Origin of the sequence: Corynebacterium tuberculostearicum (genome assembly GCF_022347235.1) — a bacterium.
GTDB classification, from domain to species: Bacteria; Actinomycetota; Actinomycetes; order Mycobacteriales; family Mycobacteriaceae; genus Corynebacterium; species Corynebacterium tuberculostearicum_F.
Genome location: NZ_JAKRDX010000007.1, coordinates 57036 through 75979, shown reverse-complemented (window position 1 = coordinate 75979; position 18944 = coordinate 57036). Strand labels below are relative to the sequence as shown.

Annotated in this window: 14 protein-coding genes and 2 pseudogenes; 9 read left to right on the top strand and 7 right to left on the bottom strand. The window is 62.3% G+C overall.

Going from position 1 to position 18944, the window contains the following annotated elements:
• Window positions 1–5 precede the first annotated feature (5 nt).
• Window positions 6–620, bottom strand: a complete 615-nt coding sequence (locus MHK09_RS05520; RefSeq protein ID WP_250412924.1) for a carbonic anhydrase — start codon at window positions 618–620, stop codon at window positions 6–8.
• A 35-nt stretch (window positions 621–655) separates the two neighbouring features.
• Between MHK09_RS05520 and MHK09_RS05515 the strand changes: the two genes are divergently transcribed.
• Complete coding sequence (locus MHK09_RS05515; RefSeq protein WP_250412923.1) at window positions 656–1516, top strand: HhH-GPD family protein; 861 nt, start codon at window positions 656–658, stop codon at window positions 1514–1516.
• Window positions 1517–1572: 56 nt separating this feature from the next.
• Here MHK09_RS05515 and MHK09_RS05510 read toward each other — a convergent pair whose 3' ends face one another.
• On the bottom strand, window positions 1573–1743 hold the full coding sequence (locus tag MHK09_RS05510) for a DUF4236 domain-containing protein (protein ID WP_080970400.1): 171 nt from the start codon (window positions 1741–1743) through the stop codon (window positions 1573–1575).
• Between the two features lie 73 nt (window positions 1744–1816).
• Between MHK09_RS05510 and MHK09_RS05505 the strand changes: the two genes are divergently transcribed.
• Window positions 1817–3013, top strand: a complete 1197-nt coding sequence (locus tag MHK09_RS05505) for a lipase family protein (protein ID WP_250412922.1) — start codon at window positions 1817–1819, stop codon at window positions 3011–3013.
• Between the two features lie 90 nt (window positions 3014–3103).
• Here MHK09_RS05505 and MHK09_RS05500 read toward each other — a convergent pair whose 3' ends face one another.
• Window positions 3104–5872, bottom strand: a complete 2769-nt coding sequence (locus MHK09_RS05500) for an ATP-dependent Clp protease ATP-binding subunit (protein WP_005329940.1) — start codon at window positions 5870–5872, stop codon at window positions 3104–3106.
• Window positions 5873–6091: 219 nt separating this feature from the next.
• Between MHK09_RS05500 and MHK09_RS05495 the strand changes: the two genes are divergently transcribed.
• Window positions 6092–7291, top strand: coding sequence for a serine/threonine protein kinase (locus MHK09_RS05495; RefSeq protein WP_250412921.1), 1200 nt, complete (start codon window positions 6092–6094; stop codon window positions 7289–7291).
• 13 nt (window positions 7292–7304) lie between these two features.
• Here MHK09_RS05495 and MHK09_RS05490 read toward each other — a convergent pair whose 3' ends face one another.
• Window positions 7305–8726, bottom strand: coding sequence for an MDR family MFS transporter (locus tag MHK09_RS05490; protein ID WP_250412920.1), 1422 nt, complete (start codon window positions 8724–8726; stop codon window positions 7305–7307).
• A gap of 112 nt (window positions 8727–8838) precedes the next feature.
• On the opposite strand from MHK09_RS05490, the gene MHK09_RS05485 reads away from it, so the two are divergent.
• The 3 genes from MHK09_RS05485 to crtI are packed head-to-tail and all read left to right on the top strand — an operon-like array spanning window position 8839 to window position 12725.
• Complete coding sequence (locus tag MHK09_RS05485; RefSeq protein WP_250412919.1) at window positions 8839–10275, top strand: GuaB1 family IMP dehydrogenase-related protein; 1437 nt, start codon at window positions 8839–8841, stop codon at window positions 10273–10275.
• 25 nt (window positions 10276–10300) lie between these two features.
• On the top strand, window positions 10301–11176 hold the full coding sequence (locus tag MHK09_RS05480; protein WP_250412918.1) for a phytoene/squalene synthase family protein: 876 nt from the start codon (window positions 10301–10303) through the stop codon (window positions 11174–11176).
• A gap of 10 nt (window positions 11177–11186) precedes the next feature.
• A complete protein-coding gene (gene crtI, locus MHK09_RS05475) occupies window positions 11187–12725 on the top strand; it encodes a phytoene desaturase family protein (protein WP_250412917.1) in 1539 nt (512 codons plus the stop codon).
• A 53-nt stretch (window positions 12726–12778) separates the two neighbouring features.
• Here the strand turns inward: crtI and MHK09_RS05470 are convergent.
• Window positions 12779–13293, bottom strand: a pseudogene (locus tag MHK09_RS05470) (amino acid--tRNA ligase-related protein); the annotation flags it as partial.
• Between MHK09_RS05470 and MHK09_RS11795 the strand changes: the two are divergent.
• A pseudogene (locus MHK09_RS11795) lies at window positions 13271–13342 on the top strand (hypothetical protein); the annotation flags it as partial. The pseudogenes MHK09_RS05470 and MHK09_RS11795 sit on opposite strands and share 23 nt — an antisense overlap.
• Window positions 13343–13546: 204 nt before the next feature.
• Here the strand turns inward: MHK09_RS11795 and MHK09_RS05465 are convergent.
• Window positions 13547–14227: a GAP family protein gene (locus MHK09_RS05465; protein WP_250412916.1), complete on the bottom strand. Its 681-nt coding sequence runs from the start codon at window positions 14225–14227 to the stop codon at window positions 13547–13549.
• Between the two features lie 105 nt (window positions 14228–14332).
• Here MHK09_RS05465 and MHK09_RS05460 point away from each other — a divergent pair, with 105 nt between their 5' ends.
• A complete protein-coding gene (locus MHK09_RS05460) occupies window positions 14333–14899 on the top strand; it encodes a TetR/AcrR family transcriptional regulator (RefSeq protein WP_049360194.1) in 567 nt (188 codons plus the stop codon).
• Here MHK09_RS05460 and lysS read toward each other — a convergent pair.
• Window positions 14896–16476 carry a lysine--tRNA ligase gene (gene lysS / locus MHK09_RS05455; protein WP_250412915.1) on the bottom strand — a complete coding sequence of 527 codons (1581 nt, stop codon included), beginning with the start codon at window positions 16474–16476 and terminating at the stop codon, window positions 14896–14898. The two genes, MHK09_RS05460 and lysS, sit on opposite strands and share 4 nt — an antisense overlap.
• A gap of 189 nt (window positions 16477–16665) precedes the next feature.
• On the opposite strand from lysS, the gene MHK09_RS05450 reads away from it, so the two are divergent.
• Window positions 16666–18768 carry a PhoX family protein gene (locus MHK09_RS05450; RefSeq protein ID WP_250412914.1) on the top strand — a complete coding sequence of 701 codons (2103 nt, stop codon included), beginning with the start codon at window positions 16666–16668 and terminating at the stop codon, window positions 18766–18768.
• Window positions 18769–18944: the final 176 nt, after the last annotated feature.

The window sequence follows — 18944 nt, the reverse complement described above, 5'->3', positions numbered from 1 at the left end:
CTGTACTACTTCACGCCGAGGGTCTGCAGGGTTTCCACGCTGGAGTCTTCCAGCAGGTAGCGCGCGCCGATAACGCCCAAGGCACCCTCATCCAGCAGGCGGCGCACGTTGGGAACGCTGGCCACCAGCTGGGCGACGGTCTGGCGGGTGTGTTCCCGCTCGACGTCGTCAGTCGTGGCATTCGGGCCCGCCACCAAGGCGGAGGCGGCGACCTTCTCAATAATGGGTCGCTGCAGGCCGGTGGGCAGCTCGCCGCCAGCCACGAAACCGGTAGCCGCGCCCACCGCGCCACAAGATTGATGGCCAAGGACCACCAGCAGGTTGGGTTTGAGGGCGGCGAGGGCGTAGTCGAGGGAGGCTAGGACGGCGTCGTCAAGAATGTGGCCCGCGGTGCGGATGACAAAGGCATCGCCGAAGCCGATATTGAAGACGTGCTCGATAGGGGCGCGGGAATCGGAACAGGAAATGACCACCACGCGGGGGTCCTGGCCGTGAGTTAGGCCCTCGCGGTTATAAATCTCGCGCACGTCGACGGTCTCGCCGTCTAATACACGCTGATTTCCCGCTTTGAGGGCCTTCCATACGGCCTGCGGTTCGTGGGCAACACTACGTAAAGGCATAGGCCACATTCTAATGCCCTAGACTATCTCCCACGATGGATTCGCAAGCTCTTCTTTCCTGGTTCGATGCCAATGAACGCGACCTGCCGTGGCGCCGGCCTGGCACGAGCGCGTGGGGTGTGCTGCTCAGCGAGGTCATGAGCCAGCAAACCCCGGTCGCGCGCGTGGCTCCGGTGTGGGAGGAATGGATGCGGCGCTGGCCCACCCCGGCGGACTTTGCCCAGGCCACCCGGGCGGAGGTACTGCGCGCCTGGGGCAAGCTGGGCTATCCGCGGCGTGCGCTGCGCCTGTGGGAGTGCGCGGCGGCCATTGGCGAGGGTGAAGTGCCGGCGGACGTCGATAAGCTGCTGCGCCTGCCGGGCATCGGTGACTACACCGCGCGGGCCGTGGCGTGCTTCCACTTTGGGATAAACGTGCCGGTGGTCGATACCAATGTGCGGCGGGTGTATGCGCGCGCGGAGGACGGTAGGTTCTTGGCGCCGCAACCGTCGAAGCGGGAATTAGCGGCCGTGGCGGAGCTGTTGCCGGCCGAAAATGGGCCGCGTTTTTCGGCCGCGCTCATGGAGTTGGGCGCGCTAGTATGCACGGCGAAGAATCCTTCCTGCGAGCAGTGCCCGCTGCGCGCGAGCTGTGCGTGGCAGCTCGCTGGCCGGCCGCAGCCCAGTGCAGAGGAGCAGGCGCGGGCGAAAAAGCGCGTGCAAAAATTCGTCGGCACGGACCGACAGGTGCGCGGCAAGATTCTGGACGTGCTGCGCGCGGCGGAGCGGCCGGTACCGCAGTCCGAGATTGACATGGTCTGGCCCGATGCGGCACAGCGCTCCCGGGCGTTGGCTTCGCTGCTTGCCGACGGCCTCGCCGAGCAAAACGACGCTGGCCTGTTCCACCTCCCTATTTAGGGGGTTAATAATGGCCAGCTATAATCGCAGGTCGCGATCCAGGGCATGTGATCTGGTTAACGCCAGCGGCCGCGGAAATTGAAACCGCCGGGCAGGTTCACCCACATGCCGCCGCGGGAGTTAAAGGTGACCGGCCCTACCTTGGTAGACATCGACGCGCCGGATCCGGAGACGTTGATCCAGCTATTCTTGCCGGTCTTTTTTCTTGAACGATACTGAAGTCCCATAAGCATATATTTTAGCAATTCCACTTCCACCGTTCCTACTGCGCAGTAGGTTTTGGGCATGGAAAAGATTTGTATGAGACTCCTCACAGTTTGTTCATTAATCCTCGGCTCCCTCCTGCTGCCGCCGGCCGCAAATGCGGCGGTAACCTCGACTCGGCCTTCGCCGCACGTGCTCGATGGCGTCGGCCGCGGCCAGGTGTTCACCTACGACACCACCACGGATGGCGGCAAGCCAGTTCAGGCCTCGGCCACCTTGTACGAGCCCACCGCACCGTGGCGTGGCAAGGGCGAGCGGCCCACCATCATCTTTGCGCCCGGCACTCGCGGCGCAGGAGACCAGTGTGCGCCATCGCACGCCGGCATGGGACTGGGCTCAGTGGGACTAAGCAAGGTCGGCTCCCCTACCATCAATGCGAACTACGAATACGGCTTCTATATGGGCGCAGTCCAGCATGGCGCTCGCGTCATCGTCGCGGACCTTATCGGCCTCGGCATGCCAGGGCACCACACCTACGTCAATCACATTGAAGAAGCACACGCCATGCTTGATGCCGCCCGCTCCGGCCTGGAACTGGCGCACGCTCCGCAGGACTCCCCTATTGGGTTTGCGGGCTACTCGCAGGGCGGCGGCGCTTCGCTGGCCGCTGCGGAATTCGCCGACTCTTATGCACCCGAATTGAACGTAGCCGGAACCTACTCCGGCGCCCCGCCGGCTGACCTGCCCAAGGTCATGAAAGCCATCGACGGCTCTTCCATCGTCCACGTGCTGGGCTACGCCATCAACGGCTTTGCTGAGCGCGACCCTAAATTCCGCGATGCGGTCCTTGAAGAGTTCAATCCCCGCGGCATCGACTTCCTGCGCTCCGCGGCCACTAGCTGCACGGGTGACTCCATCCTCATGTGGGGCTTTACCAACACCCGCCAACTCACTCGCACCGGGGAATCGCTATCCGAGCTGGTAGAGCGCAAGCCCATCTTCAAAGAAACTTTGCTGCGGCAGAACCAAGGCAAGCACCCGCTGAAGGGCCCGGCGATGATCGCTAGCTCGCCACATGATGACCTCATTCCACACGAGCAGGTCCGCGCAGCCGCCGGGGCATATTGCCAGATGGGTGGAACCGTGGACTTCATAGCCGCGCCCGGCACCGCGACAATTCCAGGTGCAGGCGCCGACCACGCTTTACCGCTCTACATCAACATCCCGGTGGGCTTGAAGTACCTCTTTGACCGCTTTGACGGGAAACCGGCGCCGTCCAATTGTGCTGGCTAGAGATCCTGAGCATAAGAAAACTGCACGCAACGAAAAACCACCCAGCCTCGCAGAAAGCGAGAAGCTGGGTGGTTTTATCTATTTTCCGGCTTACATCGGCTGGCCGGCGCCTGCTGGCGGCGGGTTGTGGCCGTCGTCATCGGAGTCGGAACCGGAGCCGGACTCTAGGTCGGTTCCGGCGGCGGTGGAGCCGCCATCGCCTGGGACGTCCGGGGTGATGGTGTCGGGCTCGCCGGCGTCGGTGGAGTCGGCGTCGTTTTCGCGCACCTCGGCGTCGTCAAGCTGCGGCTCCTCGGTGTCCTCCGGCAGAGGCTTCGGGCGCGGGCTGAAGGTGAACTTCGCGCCCGTGTTGTCCTTGGACTCGCCGTCCCAGCCCTCGACGTCGACGGTGATGATTTCGCCGGCGCCGATTTCGCCGAAGAGGATCTTCTCAGAGAGCTGATCCTCGATCTCGCGCTGAATGGTGCGGCGCAGCGGGCGAGCGCCCAATACTGGGTCGAAGCCGCGCTTAGCCAGCAGGTCCTTTGCCTTCTGCGTGAGCTCGATGCCCATATCGCGCTCGTCCAGCTGCTTGGCCACGCGGCCGATGAGCAGCTCGACCATCTCCACAATCTGCTCCTGGGTGAGCTGGTGGAAGACGACGATGTCATCGATACGGTTCAAGAACTCTGGGCGGAAGTGCTTCTTCAGCTCGTCGTTGACCTTCTGCTTCATCCGGTCGTACTGGGCATCCGAATCGTTTTCGGAGGAACCGGTAAAGCCCAAGCCCACCGGCTTCGAGATGTCCTGGGTGCCCAGGTTCGAGGTGAAGATGAGAACGGTGTTCTTGAAGTCGACGACGCGACCCTGGCCGTCAGTAAGGCGGCCATCTTCCAGCACCTGCAGGAGGGTGTTGTAAATCTCCTTGTGAGCCTTCTCGATCTCGTCGAAAAGCACGACGGAGAACGGCTTGCGGCGAACCTTCTCGGTCAGCTGGCCACCCTCTTCGTAGCCGACGTATCCCGGAGGGGCACCGAAGAGGCGGGAAGCGGTGAAGCGATCGTGGAACTCACCCATGTCGATCTGGATGAGGTCATCATCCGAACCGAAGAGGAAGTTAGCCAGGGACTTCGACAGCTCAGTCTTACCCACACCGGACGGGCCGGCGAAGATGAAGGAACCGGACGGGCGGCGCGGATCCTTGAGGCCCGCACGGGTGCGGCGGATGGCGCGGGAGACGGACTTGACCGCCTCGTCCTGGCCGATGATGCGCTTGTGCAGCTCCTCTTCCATGTTGAGCAGACGGTTGGATTCCTTCTCCGTCAGCTTCAGCACCGGGATGCCGGTCCAGTGCGCCAGAACCTCGGCGATCTGGTCCTCGCCTACCTCGGCGATTTCCTCCAGGTCGCCAGAGCGCCACTGCTTTTCCTTCTCTGCGCGCTCCTCGCCCAGCTTGCGCTCCTTATCGCGCAGGCCGGCTGCCTTCTCAAAGTCCTGGGCATCGATGGCCGCTTCCTTTTCCTTGCGGACCTCAGCGATGCGGTCATCGACCTCGCGCAAGCCCTTCGGCGCGGTCATGCGCTTGATGCGCATACGAGCACCAGCCTCATCGAGGAGGTCAACGGCCTTATCCGGCAAGAAACGGTCATTGATGTAGCGGTCCGAGAGGGAAGCTGCAGCATGCAGCGCCTCATCGGTGTAGGACACGCGGTGGTGCGCCTCGTACTTATCGCGCAGGCCCTTCAGGATCAAGAAGGTGTCATCCAGGGAAGGCTCCTCCACCTTGACTGGCTGGAAGCGGCGCTCCAGGGCGGCATCCTTCTCGATGTGCTTGCGGTATTCCTCAAGGGTCGTAGCACCGATGGTCTGCAGCTCGCCACGAGCCAGCTTCGGCTTCAGTAGCGAGGCTGCGTCGATGGCGCCTTCAGCAGCACCAGCACCAACCAGGGTGTGGATCTCATCGATGAACAAGATGATGTCGCCGCGCTGGTTGATCTCCTTGAGCACCTTCTTCAGGCGTTCCTCAAAGTCACCGCGGTAACGGGAGCCGGCAACCAGGGAGCCCAGGTCCAGCGAGTAAAGCTGCTTGTCCTTGAGGGTCTCCGGAACCTTGCCGTTGACGATGTCGAGCGCCAAGCCCTCGACGACGGCGGTCTTACCAACGCCCGGCTCACCGATGAGAACCGGGTTATTCTTCGTACGGCGAGACAGCACCTGCATGATGCGCTCTACCTCAGACTCACGGCCAACGACCGGATCGAGCTTGCCGTCTTTAGCGGCCTGGGTGAGATTGCGGCCGAACTGGTCGAGCACCAGGGAATTGGAACGCTCGCCGGAACCGCCGGAGCCACCACGGCCGCCCGCGCCGGCACCCGCACCAGCACCCGCGCCGACCGGACCGGAGCCCTGGCCGTTGGAGGAACCGCCCTCCTGCTGGCCGCCCTCATAACCGGACAGCAGCTGGATAACCTGCTGGCGCACGCGCGGCAGGTCGGCGCCGAGCTTGGTCAGCACCTGGGCGGCGACGCCGTCGCCCTCGCGAATGAGACCCAACAGCAAGAACTCAGTACCGATGTACTTGTGTCCCATCTGCAGGCCTTCGCGCAGGGAAAGCTCCAGCACCTTCTTGGCGCGTGGGGTAAAGGGGATGTGGCCGGTGTGCGGCTGGCTGCCCTGGCCGATGATTTCCTCGACCTCGCGGCGGACATCCTCCAGGGAGATACCCATGGATTCCAGCGCCTTGGCAGCCACGCCTTCGCCCTCATGGATAAGGCCGAGCAGGATGTGCTCGGTGCCGATGTAATTGTGGTTAAGCATGCGTGCTTCTTCCTGCGCCAACACGATGACGCGGCGAGCACGATCGGTAAACCTCTCGAACATGATTCCCCTATACTTTCGCTTCTAATGTGATACCCACTCTAACGCGGCAGTCCGCCGATAATTTCCCGTTTTGTCCCCAGATGCCCGCAATACCGTCAGAATCCACCATATGCGCAGCTCACACGGGTGTACGCCGGTAGCGAACAGGGGCATGGGCATGTAATCTAGAATCGTTTTATCGTTCCCTGCCCCTCCCTACTATTTAAGGACGTCGCGACCGTGCCCCAGCTTCCTGAGTTCTTTGCCACCCAGCACAATCTGCACGAATTGGCCGTGTTGGATGAGGCTCCATCGTCTACCCTCTTTGCGGTCGAAGATGGAAACACGCACCAGCAGCTGAGCGTGGAAATCTTCGCACCGGAAATTACCGGCGTGGTGGACAAGTCCACGGCACTGCATGGGTTGCACCACCCAGCCATCGCGCCGCTGGTAGGCACGGGCACTACCGCGGATGGGCAGGAATTCATCGTGCGCGAAGGGGTTTCCGGAACCCAACTTTCTGAGCTTCCCAATGATCTCAGCCGCGAGGAGGCCGCCGACGTCTTCGGTCCGCTGGCGGGTGCGGTGGACTTCCTAGTTTCCCGCGGGCGGGCAGACTTTGCGGTGCTTGGGCTGAGGGAGGCCCGGGTGGGCGTCGATAAGCAACGCCAGGTTTCGGTGCTGGCTGCGGCCGGGCCGTCCGGCGAAGAGCACGGCGATGCGGTGGCGGCGTTTGAGGAGCTTGTTGCCCGCAAATGCCCGGAGTATAAGCCCACCGGCAATGCGGGTAGTGCCAAGGACGTGGTGGCCGACCTGCGCCCGCAGCGCGATTTCGATACCGCGCAGATTCCCCGCGTGCAGGAGCCAGAACCGCGCCCTCAGCAGCAGTTTGCCCCGCCGCAACAGCCGCAACCGATGGCCCAGCCTATGGCGCAGCCACAGCAACCCATGGCACCCGCGCCGAAGAAGAAGGGCAAGGGCGGGCTCATTGCGCTGATTACGGTGCTGGCGGTGGCCGCGATTGCCGCTGCGGCCGCGCTGTGGTTCTTCCTGTCCTACCCCAGCTGGAATGACAAAGAGCAGAACTTGGCGGATGCGTATCCGGACCTGGTGGGCTCCCGCAGCGGCCAGGACGGCTTCGACGGGGCTAAGTGCTCCTCGCGCGAACCGGAGCCTGGCCAAGAGGCCAAGATTTCCTGCGTGGGCGATGGGTTCAACTACATCGTGACCTACTACCCCAGCGTGGAGGAGCGCGATGCCATGCTTCCCGACGCCGAACCGGTCGAGCTTTCCAATGACCAATGCACCATCCAAAGCTTTGAGACCACCGCGGATGTTCCGACCTACGTAATGGCCGTGGAAGGCACCCAGTCCGCATTCCTGGTGTGGGGCGATAAGGCTGAAGAGGAGCGGCTGAACCTGCCGCTGTGCGCCTCTTAATTTGTCCTTGTTCCTATTCCGCGGAGGGTACGCGCTTGAGGAACGGAGCGAGTACGACGACCACCAGCGAAAGCGCGCCGGCAAAAAGGAAAGCCCAGTGCGCGCCATGAGCCGTGGCGGCGGCCTCGTTCATGCCTTGGGCCGCGCCGGACTTGGTGCCACGGGTCAGGAAGGTCATCAGGAAGGCGGTGCCGGCCGCGCCCGCCAGCTGTTGCAGGGTATTGAGGATGGCGGAGCCGTGCGAGTAGAGCTCGTCTGGCAGGGAGGCCAGGGAGGTCGTCATCAGCGGCGTCATCATGAGCGCAATGCCCAGGGCAAAAAGGATATGCATGCCAATGACCATCCATACCGCGCTGTCCTCGTTGAGCAGGGTCATCAGCCACGTGCCCGCGGCTAGAAGCAGGGCACCGGGGATCATGAGCGGGCGGGGCCCGTGGATGTCATAGAGGCGGCCGACCATCGGCGAGATGCCGCCTTGGAGCAAGCCGCCAGGCATGACGACGAGCCCGGTGACCAGCGAACTTACCGCCAGGGAGGTCTGCAGGTAGATGGGTAGAATATTGACCACGCCGAGCAATAGCCCAAACATGAGCAGCATGCCCAGTACCGCCACGGTGAAGTTGGGAACCGTAAACGGGCGCATGTCCAAAAGAGCGCGATTGTCCTTGGCCAGGCGCAGCTGGCGGCGGGTGAAAAGCGCCAAAGCCACGAGACCAACGATGAGGACGATGATGTCTACCAGGCCATCGCCCTCCAGCATGTTTTCCAGGGACGATACGGCGTAGACCAACCCGCCAAAGGCGATGACGGACAGGACGACGGACGGGAAATCCAGCGGGGTATCGCGCTTATCTCCCACGTTGACTAGGCGGAAATAGCCGGCGGCGCAGATGAGGCCGAGCAGCGGCACCATGGTCCAGAAGATGACGTGCCAGCTAGACATGCTCAACACGAAGCCACCTACAGTGGGCCCGAGCGCCGGGGCTACTGAGATCACCACGGAGATAATGCCCATCACGCTGCCGCGGCGCTGCGGCGGGACGAGGGTCATCGCCACCGTCATCAGTGTAGGGATCATCAAGGCGGTGCCGGCCGCCTGGAATACGCGCCCCACCAGCAGCACGCCGAAGGCCGGGGCGAGTGCCGCCAGCACCGTGCCGGCAAGGAATGCGCCCGACGATGCCAAGAAGATCTGCCGGGTGGTGAACTTATCCATGAGAAAGCCGGTGGTCGGGATGACCACGCCCATGGTGAGGAGGAAACCGGTAAGCAGCCACTGGGCGGAGGTCGCGGGAATGCCGAAGTCCGCCATAATGGTGGGCAGCGCCACCGACAGGGCGGTCTCGTTCAGGATCATCACCATCGCGCCGAGGACGAGGATGGTGAGGTTGATTTTTACCTCTGCGGAAATGTGGGGATCTGGTTTCTGAGACACCCAGACAGGATACTGAGGCCGCGGGGGCGGGGAAAGTCGAGGAGTATAGTTTTAGTGTCTTCATCCGCGCGGTGAGACCGCGCCACCCGAGCCTAAAGCGAGGTACACCCCAGTGCGTTTTCTCAATGATTCCCACCCACCGTACGAATTGACCTACTCCGACGTATTTATGGTCCCGAGCCACTCCGAGGTGGGCTCGCGCCAGTTGGTAGACCTCACCACTGAGGACGGCACCGGAAATACCATCCCGCTCGTCGTGGCCAATATGACCGCCGTGGCCGGGCGCCGCATGGCCGAGACCATCGCCCGGCGCGGCGGCCTGACCATCCTGCCACAGGACCTCTCCTTAGAAGCGGCCGCAGAAACCATCGCCTCTGTGAAGGCGGCGGACTTGGTCTATGACACCCCGATTACCGTGAAGCCGCACCACACCGTGGGCTATACCAGCAACCTTTTGCACAAGCGCGCTCATGGTGCCGCCATCGTGGTCGACGGGGACATGCCCATCGGCATCATCACCCCGAAGGACCTGCGTGGGCAGGATAACTTCACCACCGTTGGCCAGCTGATGACCACCGACTTGGTCACGCTGCCGGTGGGCATTGATCCGCAGGAGGCCTTTACCAAGCTGCGCAAGACCTCCCGCAAGCTAGCCCCGGTGGTCAACCCGGATGGCACCTTGGCTGGAATCCTCACGAGGAAGGGTGCGGTGAGGGCGAAGATGTACAGGCCGGGCGTCGACAAGCAAGGCCGCTTGCACATCGGTGCTGCGGTGGGCATCAACGGTGACGTGGAAGGTCGCGCCCGTGCCCTAGCGGAGGCCGGTGCTGATGTCCTCGTCATCGATACTGCACACGGACATCAGGAAAGCATGCTCACCGCGCTGCGCAAGGTGAAGGCGCTGGATCTGGGGCTTCCCATTGCCGCCGGCAATATTGTCACGGCCGAGGGTGTGCGCGAGCTGGCCGCGGCCGGCGCGGACATTATCAAGGTCGGTGTGGGCCCGGGCGCGATGTGCACCACCCGCATGCAAACTGGTGTGGGCCGCCCGCAGTTCTCGGCCGTCCTGGAGTGCGCTGCGGCCGCCCGCGAGGTAGGCGCCCATGTTTGGGCCGACGGCGGCGTGCGCGACCCGCGCGACGTCGCCCTCGCACTGGCCGCGGGAGCTTCCAATGTCATGATTGGCTCTTGGTTCGCCGGCACCTTCGAGTCCCCAGGTGACCTGCACAAGGATGCCGACGGCGCCTTCTATAAGGAGTCCTTCGGTATGGCGTCGCGCCGGGCGGTGCGCGGCCGCAACTCCGATACCGAGGCCTTTGAGCGCGCCCGCCGAGAAATGTTCGAAGAGGGCATTTCTACCTCCCGCATCTACCTCGACCCCGAGCACGGCGGCGTGGAGCACCTGGTGGACCGGATTATCTCGGGCGTGCGCTCCTCGTGCACCTACGCCGGCGCCGATTCCCTGGCCGCCTTCCGCGAGCGCGCCACCGTGGGCGTGCAGTCCGCCGCTGGCTTTGCCGAGGGGCAGCCACGGGCCACGAACCGCTGACAGGCTGCATGCTACGTTGACAGATATGTTGACTCGCTATGACCAAGCGGCCTCCCGCGCGGCCGCGCAGGTTATGGGGCAGTACTCCACCAGCTTCTCCCTGGCCACGCGGCTTTTGCGCGGGCGGGTGCGCGCCGATATCCGCCACCTATACGCGGTGGTGCGCATTGCAGACGAGCTTGTCGACGGCGCCGCAGCCCAAGCCCACACCGACCCCGCGGCCGCACTGGACGCCTACGAGCAGACCATCTTGGCCGCACCGCAACGGCGACTGCACACCGACCCGATAGTGCACGCTTATGCCATCACCGCTCGCCGCTGCGGCTTCCACCGCAAGTACCTTGCTGCCTTCTTTAACTCCATGCGTGCGGATCTCACCCAGCGCGAGTACTCCCCATCGGAACTGCAGGACTATATCTACGGCTCAGCAGAAGTCATTGGGTTATTGTGCCTGCAAATTTTCTTGGCCGAAGAGGACGTCTCCCCCGCCAACCGCGCCGCCATGGAGCGCGGCGCCCGCGCGCTGGGATCGGCTTTCCAGAAGGTTAATTTCCTGCGTGACCTGGGTGAGGATAGCTCCACTTTGGGGCGAACCTATTTTCAGCAGGCTCCATCGGGACGGATTGATGAGGCCACCAAGTCCGCGCTCATCGCAGAGATCCGCCAGGAGCTCGCCACCGCCGCGCTCACCATCGACGTGCTCCCGGCTTCCGCGCGGGTCGGTGTGAGCGCGGCGGCGGATATCTTTGCCGAGCTCACCAATCGCCTCGCCGCCACTCCGGCTACGGCACTTGCCACCACACGAGTATCCGTGCCGAACCACACCAAGGCTTGGCTCGCGGCCCGCGCGGTGCGCCGTCGCGGCTACAACAACCAAACCCCGCCCCTAGCCGGAGATTAAGGAGAACAACATGCACGCCGTCGTCATTGGAGCCGGCATCGCCGGCCTCGCCACCGCCGCTTTGCTCGGCCGCGAGGGCTACGAGGTCACCGTCGTGGACTCGCTGGATGAGGTAGGCGGGCGCGCCGGCAGCTTTGCGGAGGCCGGCTTTCGCTGGGATACCGGCCCGTCGTGGTACCTCATGCCCGAGGCTTTCGATCACTTCTTTGCGCTGTGTGGCACCTCCACCGAGGCGGAGCTGGATCTAGTTGATCTCTCCCCCGCCTACCGAGTCTTTCATGGCGATGCACCGGTGGACGTGCGCTCCGGGATCGAGGAAGTCACCGCGCTTTTCGAGTCGCTAGAACCCGGCGCGGGGGAGAAAGTCCGCGCGTACTTAGCGCAGGCCAGCGATACCTATGAGATGGCGCTTAAGCACTTCCTTTACACCACCTTCTCCGCACCGCTGAACCTGGTGCACCGCGATATCCGCAGCCGGCTTTCCCGCCTCGTGGCTCTGCTGACGATAAACCTAAAGCAGCATGTGAGCCGGACTTTTTCTGATGCCCGCCTGCGCCAAATCTTAAGCTACCCGGCGGTCTTTTTGTCCTCCGAGCCGGCCGCCGCACCGGCACTGTATTCCTTGATGAGCCACACCGACCTGGTGGAGGGCGTGCGCTACCCGCAGGGTGGCTTCGCCGCCGTGGTCCAGGCCATCTACCGGCAGGCACGGAAGTTTGGCGCCACCTTCCGCTTGGGCGAGGAGGTGACTTCCATTAAGGTTGCCAACCGGCAGGTCACGGGCGTGCGCACGAATAAGGGCGCCATCCACGCCGATATTGTGGTCTCGGCGGCGGACTTGCACCATACCGAGACCCAGTTATTGCCTCCACAGCTGCGCACCTACCCGGAGCGCTACTGGGGTCGGCGCAATCCGGGCCTGGGTACCGTGCTCATTTTGGCGGGGGTGAAGGGCGAGCTGCCCGAGCTGGCACACCATACGTTGCTCTTTAGCAAGGACTGGGATCCGGATTTCCGCGCCGTCTATTCCGGCCCAGAGCCCTCCCGGCCATTGGGGGCCTCCGAGTCCATCTACGTGTCCAAGACCTCCGCTACCGACCCAGGCGTCGCCCCCGAGGGCCACGAAAATCTCTTCATTTTGGTACCGGTGCCGGCCGCGGAGGCACCCGGGTTCGGCAATGCCTACCACGCAGAGGAATCCGAGCGCGTTGCCGCGATTGCCGACGCCGCCCTTAACCACATCGCCGCCACGGCTGGGGTGCCGGATTTGGTAGACAGGGTCGTCGTCAAGCGCACGCTTGGCCCTGCCGATTTTGCCGAGCGCTACCATGCTTGGTCGGCCGGTTCTATTGGGCCCGCGCACACGCTGCGGCAATCGGCGTTTTTGCGCGGGCGTAATGCCTCGCGCAAGGTCGATGGACTCTTCTACGCCGGTGCGACCACCGTGCCGGGCGTGGGCGTGCCGATGTGTCTGATTTCGGCCGAAAACATTATTAAGCGCCTGCGCAGCGATACCTCCGCCGCGCCGCTTCCTACCGGCGCCGACTAGGCCGACAGCGCACGCAAAAGGCGCTCCCCTCGTGGTAGGAGCGCACCAGCCGGTTATTTCTGTTCCGGTTTTACCAGCGGGAAGAGCACGGTCACGCGGATGCCCAGGCCGGTCAGGGCCATGAGCAGGCGGTCCATGCCCATGCCGGTGCCGGTCGTAGGTGGCATGTCCTGCTCCATCGCGGCGAGGAAGTCCTCGTCCAAAACCATGGCTTCCTCGGCGCCGCCGGCGGCCAGGGGCGCTTGATCCTCAAAGCGCTCGCGCTGGACAACTGGATCGACAAGCTCGGAATAGCCGGTAGCCAGCTCGAAACCGCGCACGTACAAATCCCACTTTTCGGTCACTCCCGGCTCGGAACGATGCTGGCGGGTGAGCGGGGAGGACTCCACTGAGAAGTTCTTGACAAAGAGGGGCCTTCCAGCTGGTCCTCGCACAGGACCTCCCAGATCTCTTCGACCAGCTTGCCGTGGCCCCAGCCGCCCCGGGCGGGAACGTCCAGGCCAATGACCTTGGCGATCTCCTGGAGCTCTTCAACGGTGGAGTCGATGGTCACTTCCAGCTGGCCGGGGTGCAACAAATCCGCCGAGGAATCAGAGATCCACCACATCCACGCCTGGAAACACGGAGGATTCACGAATCCGGAAAACCTGGTCACCCCTCTGTCGGTATCACACCGGGGCCAACAACGACGACTCGACCAAACCCAGCAGGCGCGGCCGAATAGACAGAGTAGGCAGCAAAACCGCCTGCTCCCCACCCTGGGGCATTGTCCTCTAAAACCACCAACGACAACTAGCGCTAAAGCCACCAAGGCTTTAGCGCTAGAAGTCGTGCCCAAGCTCACCCCACCCCTGAACAATCAGATAAATACCCACAATGGCGGCAACCCAGAGCAGTGTGACCTTCGTTTCATACTCCAAGCGATGGGCGATCCTTTGCAGACGGGGAAAGAGCTTCTCGCCGTACGCCCCCGCCAGCACTCCCACCACTATTGCCGGAATGATCATGACCACGCAGTAGCCCGCAAGCACACCGGCCTGCCCCGCTCCCGGCAGCTGCATCGCTTGCACAATCGAGATCGCCGCCAAATAGGGAACCATCGTGGCCGCTTCGGCAAAGCTAACGGCCAAACCCAATCCAACCATCGCGAGTGGCCCGAATCCTCGCTTCCGCGAAACGCGGGCATCGTCCTCTGCGGTTTTCTTTTTCGGCGTGGGGCTCAAGATTCCATAGGCGGCCAACAGCGAACCGGCCCCTATCTTCGCCACGCTGAACCATTTTTGTTGGTTCAGTTCCGCGAAAAATCCGAAGAATAGTTGCGTCCCTCCGAGCAGCATCAGCCCCAGCGCGAAATAGACCGTGGCGACGGTGGCCAGGTAGGTGGCGTAAGCCCCCTTGCGCATGGATCCCCAGGTCAGCAATAGGCCAATGGGCACCACGATGGCTCCCACACTCAAGCTATCAAGCAGCGCCAAGCCGATCAGGGGAAGAATGGAGTTCATGGGTTTCCTATGTCGTGAGCAGTACCAACGTGTTATACAAACGTATAACAACGGTTGGTTTAGCTGCAACCGTTATGCTGTAAGAAAAGTTGAAAGGAGCCTGCTGTGGCAATCTCGCCCGAACAGATCGCAGACGCAACCTTGCGGATCATCGTCAGCCAGGGCCTCGACGCAGTCAGCATCCGCACCGTCGCCAAAGCGATCAACGTCGCCCCGCGGACCGTGCAATATCACATGGGCACTCGTGATGAATTGCTGGCGAAAGCCTTCCGTCACTCCATCGACCGCCAAGTTAGGCGCGTCGCAGCACTAACCAACAAGCAAGACCTCCTCCCCGCCCTGGCAAGCCGGCTCCGCGAACTGCTCCCCATCGGCCCTGATCAACGCATCGACGCCGCAGCGTGGATCATCTTCGGCGCCGCATCCTCCACTCGCCCCTCCCTGACCGACATGTATATGGACGAGCTGCGCACCTTCCAGGACCGCCTCACCGCCTTCTATGAACAGGTAGCGCGCGCCGGCCGCCTCGCCGATAATCTCGACGCCACCCAGGCAGCACGATTGACCACAGCATTAGTCAACGGTCTCACGGTGGACTACCTCAATGCCCCCGCACCCCAAAAAATAGACGCAGACCTCGAAAGTGGTCTGCGCCTAATCATCCGGAGCTAGTTGTCACGCTCTGGCTTAACCAGCGGGAAGAGCACGGTCTCGCGGATGCCCAGGCCGGTCAGGGCCATGAGCAGGCGGTCCATACCCATACCCGTACCGGCTGTAGGCGGCATGCCCTGCTCCATAGCGGCAAGGAAGTCCTCATCTAGCACCATGGCCTCATCATCACCGCCGGCGGCCAGGCGAGCTTGGTCCTCAAAACGCTCCCGCTGGATAACCGGGTCCACCAGCTCGGAGTAGCCGGTTGCCAGCTCGAAGCCGCGGACGTAGAGATCCCACTTCTCGGTCACGCCCGGCTTGGAACGGTGCTGACGGGTCAGCGGGGAGGTCTCAACCGGGAAGTTCTTGACAAAGATGGGGCCTTCCAGCTGGTCCTCGCACAGGACCTCCCAGATTTCCTCCACCAGCTTGCCGTGGCCCCAGCCGCCGTCTTTGGGGACGTCAAGGCCGATGACGTCGGCAATGCCCTTGAGCGTTTCGACGTCGGTATTGATGGTGACCTCCGGCTGGCCCGGGAACTTGCACTGTAGGGCCTCATTGAGGGAGGGGTACATCTCGATTTCGGGCCACTCTTCGCCGCCGAAATCGAACTCGGTGCCATCCGCCAGGGTGACGGTGGTCGAGCCAAAGACGTCGCGCGCTACGGCCTGGATGGACTCGCGCGTCATGCGGGCACAATCGTCGTAGTCGCCCCATGCAGCGTAGGTCTCGAGCATGGCGAACTCCGGCGAGTGGGAGCGGTCCACGCCCTCATTGCGGAAGTTACGGTTGATTTCGAAGACGCGGTCAATGCCGCCGACGACGGCACGCTTCAAGTACAGCTCCGGCGCGATGCGCAGGTAGAGGTCAATATCCAGCGCATTGGAGTGGGTGATAAACGGGCGAGCGGCCGCGCCACCGTGCAGGGTCTGCAGCATCGGGGTCTCGATTTCAACGAAGTCCTGGCTTTCCAGGTAGTTACGCAGCGCGCGCATGACCTTCACGCGGATCATGGCGTTCTTGCGGGCCTCTTCGCGGATAATGAGGTCGTTATAGCGCTGGCGCACACGGGTATCTTCTGCCATATCGGCAAAGGACACCGGCAGCGGGCGCAGGGACTTAGCGGCCATGGTCCACTCGGAGACCATGATGGACAGCTCGCCGCGGCGGGAGGAAATTACGCGGCCGCGCACGGAGATGAAATCGCCCAAGTCAACATCGGCCTTCCACGCGTCGAGGCGCTCCTTGCCTACCTCGGCCAAAGAAAGCATGGCCTGCACCTGGGTGCCATCGCCATCTTGCAGGGTGGCAAAGCACAGCTTGCCGGTATTGCGCATAAAGATAAGGCGGCCGGCAATGGCGTGGGTTACCTCGGTTTCCTCGCCTGCGGCCAGGTAGGTCACGCCTTCTTCCGTGCCCGGCTCTTCGCCCTCGGCCACTACGCGGAAATCGTGGCGCAAATCCTTCAAAGAGATGGTGCGCTCAACGGTGACCGGGTAGGCCTCTACGCCGGATTCCAGCAGGCGATCGCGCTTCTCGCGGCGGATGCGCAGCTGCTCAGGGACATCGTTTACTTCATTATTCTTCTGCTCGCTCACGTTAGCCTAGGGTAGTCGATCCCCACCGCAGCACGCGATTTAGCCCACGCCACCCTCACCCCGGAAAAGATTTACGCATAATTCACTTAACCGTCACCTCCGCGCCAACGCACAGTTACTGAGATCCCCTTATATAAATGGCTGTCCCCGTGTCTAAACAATATTTTCAACCCATTTGGAGCAGTAATAATGGCGCTTAAAGGCCGCAACCTTCTCTCTAGTCTCTTTGCCTCCTCTCGTTCCAGCCTGACCTGCACCTACAAGTGCGGTAATGCTTGCTTTGGCGAGTGCGAGAACAAGTCCAATAACCCGTACTTTGCTGACCAGTTCTCCCGCCGTACCGCGCTGCGTGCGGGCAGCCTATCGGTCGTAACCGTTGGTGGCGGCGCTGCTTTGGCGGCCTGCTCCAACCCGGATGATGCGTCTAATGAGGCTTCTTCCTCCGAGGGCAAGGGCGGCAAAACCTCTGAGGCGAACGTTGAGCTCACCTCCGCAGAAGGCATGAAGTTCGACCCAGTACAGCCAAACGAGAAGGACGAAGTGGTCATCCCGGATGGCTACGAGCAGTCCGTCCTCATTGCCTGGGGCGACCCGCTGTTTGAGGACGCGCCGGAATTCGATGACAAGAACCAGACCGCCGAGGCAGCCGAGAAGCAATTCGGCTTCAACAATGACTTCGCCGGCCTCATCGAGCACCCGGACGATGACAACCGCCTTATCTACGTCTGCTCCCACGAGTACACCACCGAACCGCAGATGTTCCCTAACTACGATGCGGATAACCCCACCGAAGAGCAGGCCAAGATTGGCTGGGCTGGCCACGGCCACTCCATCGTGGAGGTGTCCAAGGTAGGCGATACCGGTGAACTCAAGCGCGAGTTTGGTCCACTCAACCGCCGCATTACCGCTACTACCGAATTCACCTTGGTAGGTCCGGCTGCCGGTTCCGAGTTTGTAAAGACTTCCGCCGATAAGACGGGCAAGAAGGTCAAGGGCACCCTGGCTAACTGCTCCGGCGGTATCACCCCGTGGAACACCATGCTCTCTGGCGAAGAGAACTTTGACCAGTACTTTGCACACGCCAAGCTGGATGACAAGAAGGCACAGGAGTCCCTGGAGCGCTTCGGCTTGGAAGATGGCGAGACCCAGCGCAAATGGGAGCGCTTTGATAAGCGTTTCGACGTCTCCAAGGAGCCGAACGAGCCTAACCGCTTTGGCTGGCTCGTAGAAATCAACCCGCTGGACCCGAAGTCCACCCCGGTCAAGCACACCGCTCTGGGCCGATTCAAGCACGAGGCCGGCAACGTCCACATCGCCTCCGATGGCACCGTGGTGTGCTACTCCGGCGATGACTCCCGGTTTGAGTACATCTACAAGTTCGTCTCCACCAAGAAGTACGAAGAGGGCAATATCGAGCACAACCTCAGCATCTTGGATCACGGCACCCTGTACGTGGCCAAGCTGGAGGGCAACTCCCCCGAGGATGAAATCGATGGCTCTGGCGTTTTGCCAGAGGACGGCTCCTTCGACGGCAAGGGCGAGTGGGTCAAGCTGCTGACCTCTGATACCGAGAACAATAAGTTCGAGTCCCACGTTGATGGCATGTCTGCCGAAGAGGTTGCCGTCTACACCCGTGAGGCCGCCGATAAGGTGGGCGCCACCAAGATGGACCGCCCTGAGGATATGCAGGTTCACCCAGACTCCGAGAAGGTCTACGTGGCCCTGACCAATAATAAGTACCGCGGCGCTACCGGCGAGAATGCCAAGAAGAACAAGGAAGAGCCGATGGAGTGGGCTCCTGTCAAGGAGAACAAGAACGGCCTGGTCATGGAGATTGAAGATGACCATGCTGGCGAGAAGTTCACCTGGAACCTCTTCCTGGTCTGTGGTGACCCGAAGGAAGCAAATACCTACTTTGGTGGCTTTGACAAGGAAAAGGTCTCCCCGATTTCCTGCCCGGATAACCTGGCCTTCGATAGCCACGGCAACCTGTGGATCTCTACCGACGGCAACGCCCTTGAGTCCAACGATGGCCTCTACGCCGTGACCACTGAGGGCGATACCCGCGGTGAGCTCAAGTGCTTCCTGACGGTTCCGGCGGGCGCCGAGACCTGTGGCCCCATCGTCACCGATGAGCGCGTGATGGTCAACGTCCAGCACCCAGGCGAGACCGATGACGCCACCTTTGAAAAGCAGACCTCCCACTGGCCAGAGGGCGGCAAGTCCACCCCTCGCCCTGCAGTGGTTGTGGTGTGGAAGAAGGACGGCAATATCGGCGTCGATAAGAAGTAGCCACCACCTGGTCTAAGCACCCACCGCGCGGCCCTCGTTCCTCCACAGGAGCAGGGGCCGCGCAGTCGTTTTCCCTACCGGCAGCATGAGGCACTGCGCCGGCTGCGTCTTCCAAATATAAATCCACCCACCGGTCTCCCCCACGGGCTACTACCTATGTGAGTTATGGCATACTA

Excerpts from the sequence above, each read along its gene's own strand:
- MHK09_RS05450 (WP_250412914.1), top strand. The coding sequence starts at position 16,666 with ATGGCGCTTAAAGGCCGCAACCTTCTCTCTAGTCTCTTTGCCTCCTCT.
- MHK09_RS05515 (WP_250412923.1), top strand. The coding sequence starts at position 656 with ATGGATTCGCAAGCTCTTCTTTCCTGGTTCGATGCCAATGAACGCGAC.
- crtI (WP_250412917.1), top strand. The coding sequence starts at position 11,187 with ATGCACGCCGTCGTCATTGGAGCCGGCATCGCCGGCCTCGCCACCGCC.
- MHK09_RS05480 (WP_250412918.1), top strand. The coding sequence starts at position 10,301 with ATGTTGACTCGCTATGACCAAGCGGCCTCCCGCGCGGCCGCGCAGGTT.
- MHK09_RS05505 (WP_250412922.1), top strand. The coding sequence starts at position 1,817 with ATGAGACTCCTCACAGTTTGTTCATTAATCCTCGGCTCCCTCCTGCTG.
- MHK09_RS05510 (WP_080970400.1), bottom strand. The coding sequence starts at position 1,743 with ATGGGACTTCAGTATCGTTCAAGAAAAAAGACCGGCAAGAATAGCTGG.
- MHK09_RS05465 (WP_250412916.1), bottom strand. The coding sequence starts at position 14,227 with ATGAACTCCATTCTTCCCCTGATCGGCTTGGCGCTGCTTGATAGCTTG.
- MHK09_RS05520 (WP_250412924.1), bottom strand. The coding sequence starts at position 620 with ATGCCTTTACGTAGTGTTGCCCACGAACCGCAGGCCGTATGGAAGGCC.
- MHK09_RS05500 (WP_005329940.1), bottom strand. The coding sequence starts at position 5,872 with ATGTTCGAGAGGTTTACCGATCGTGCTCGCCGCGTCATCGTGTTGGCG.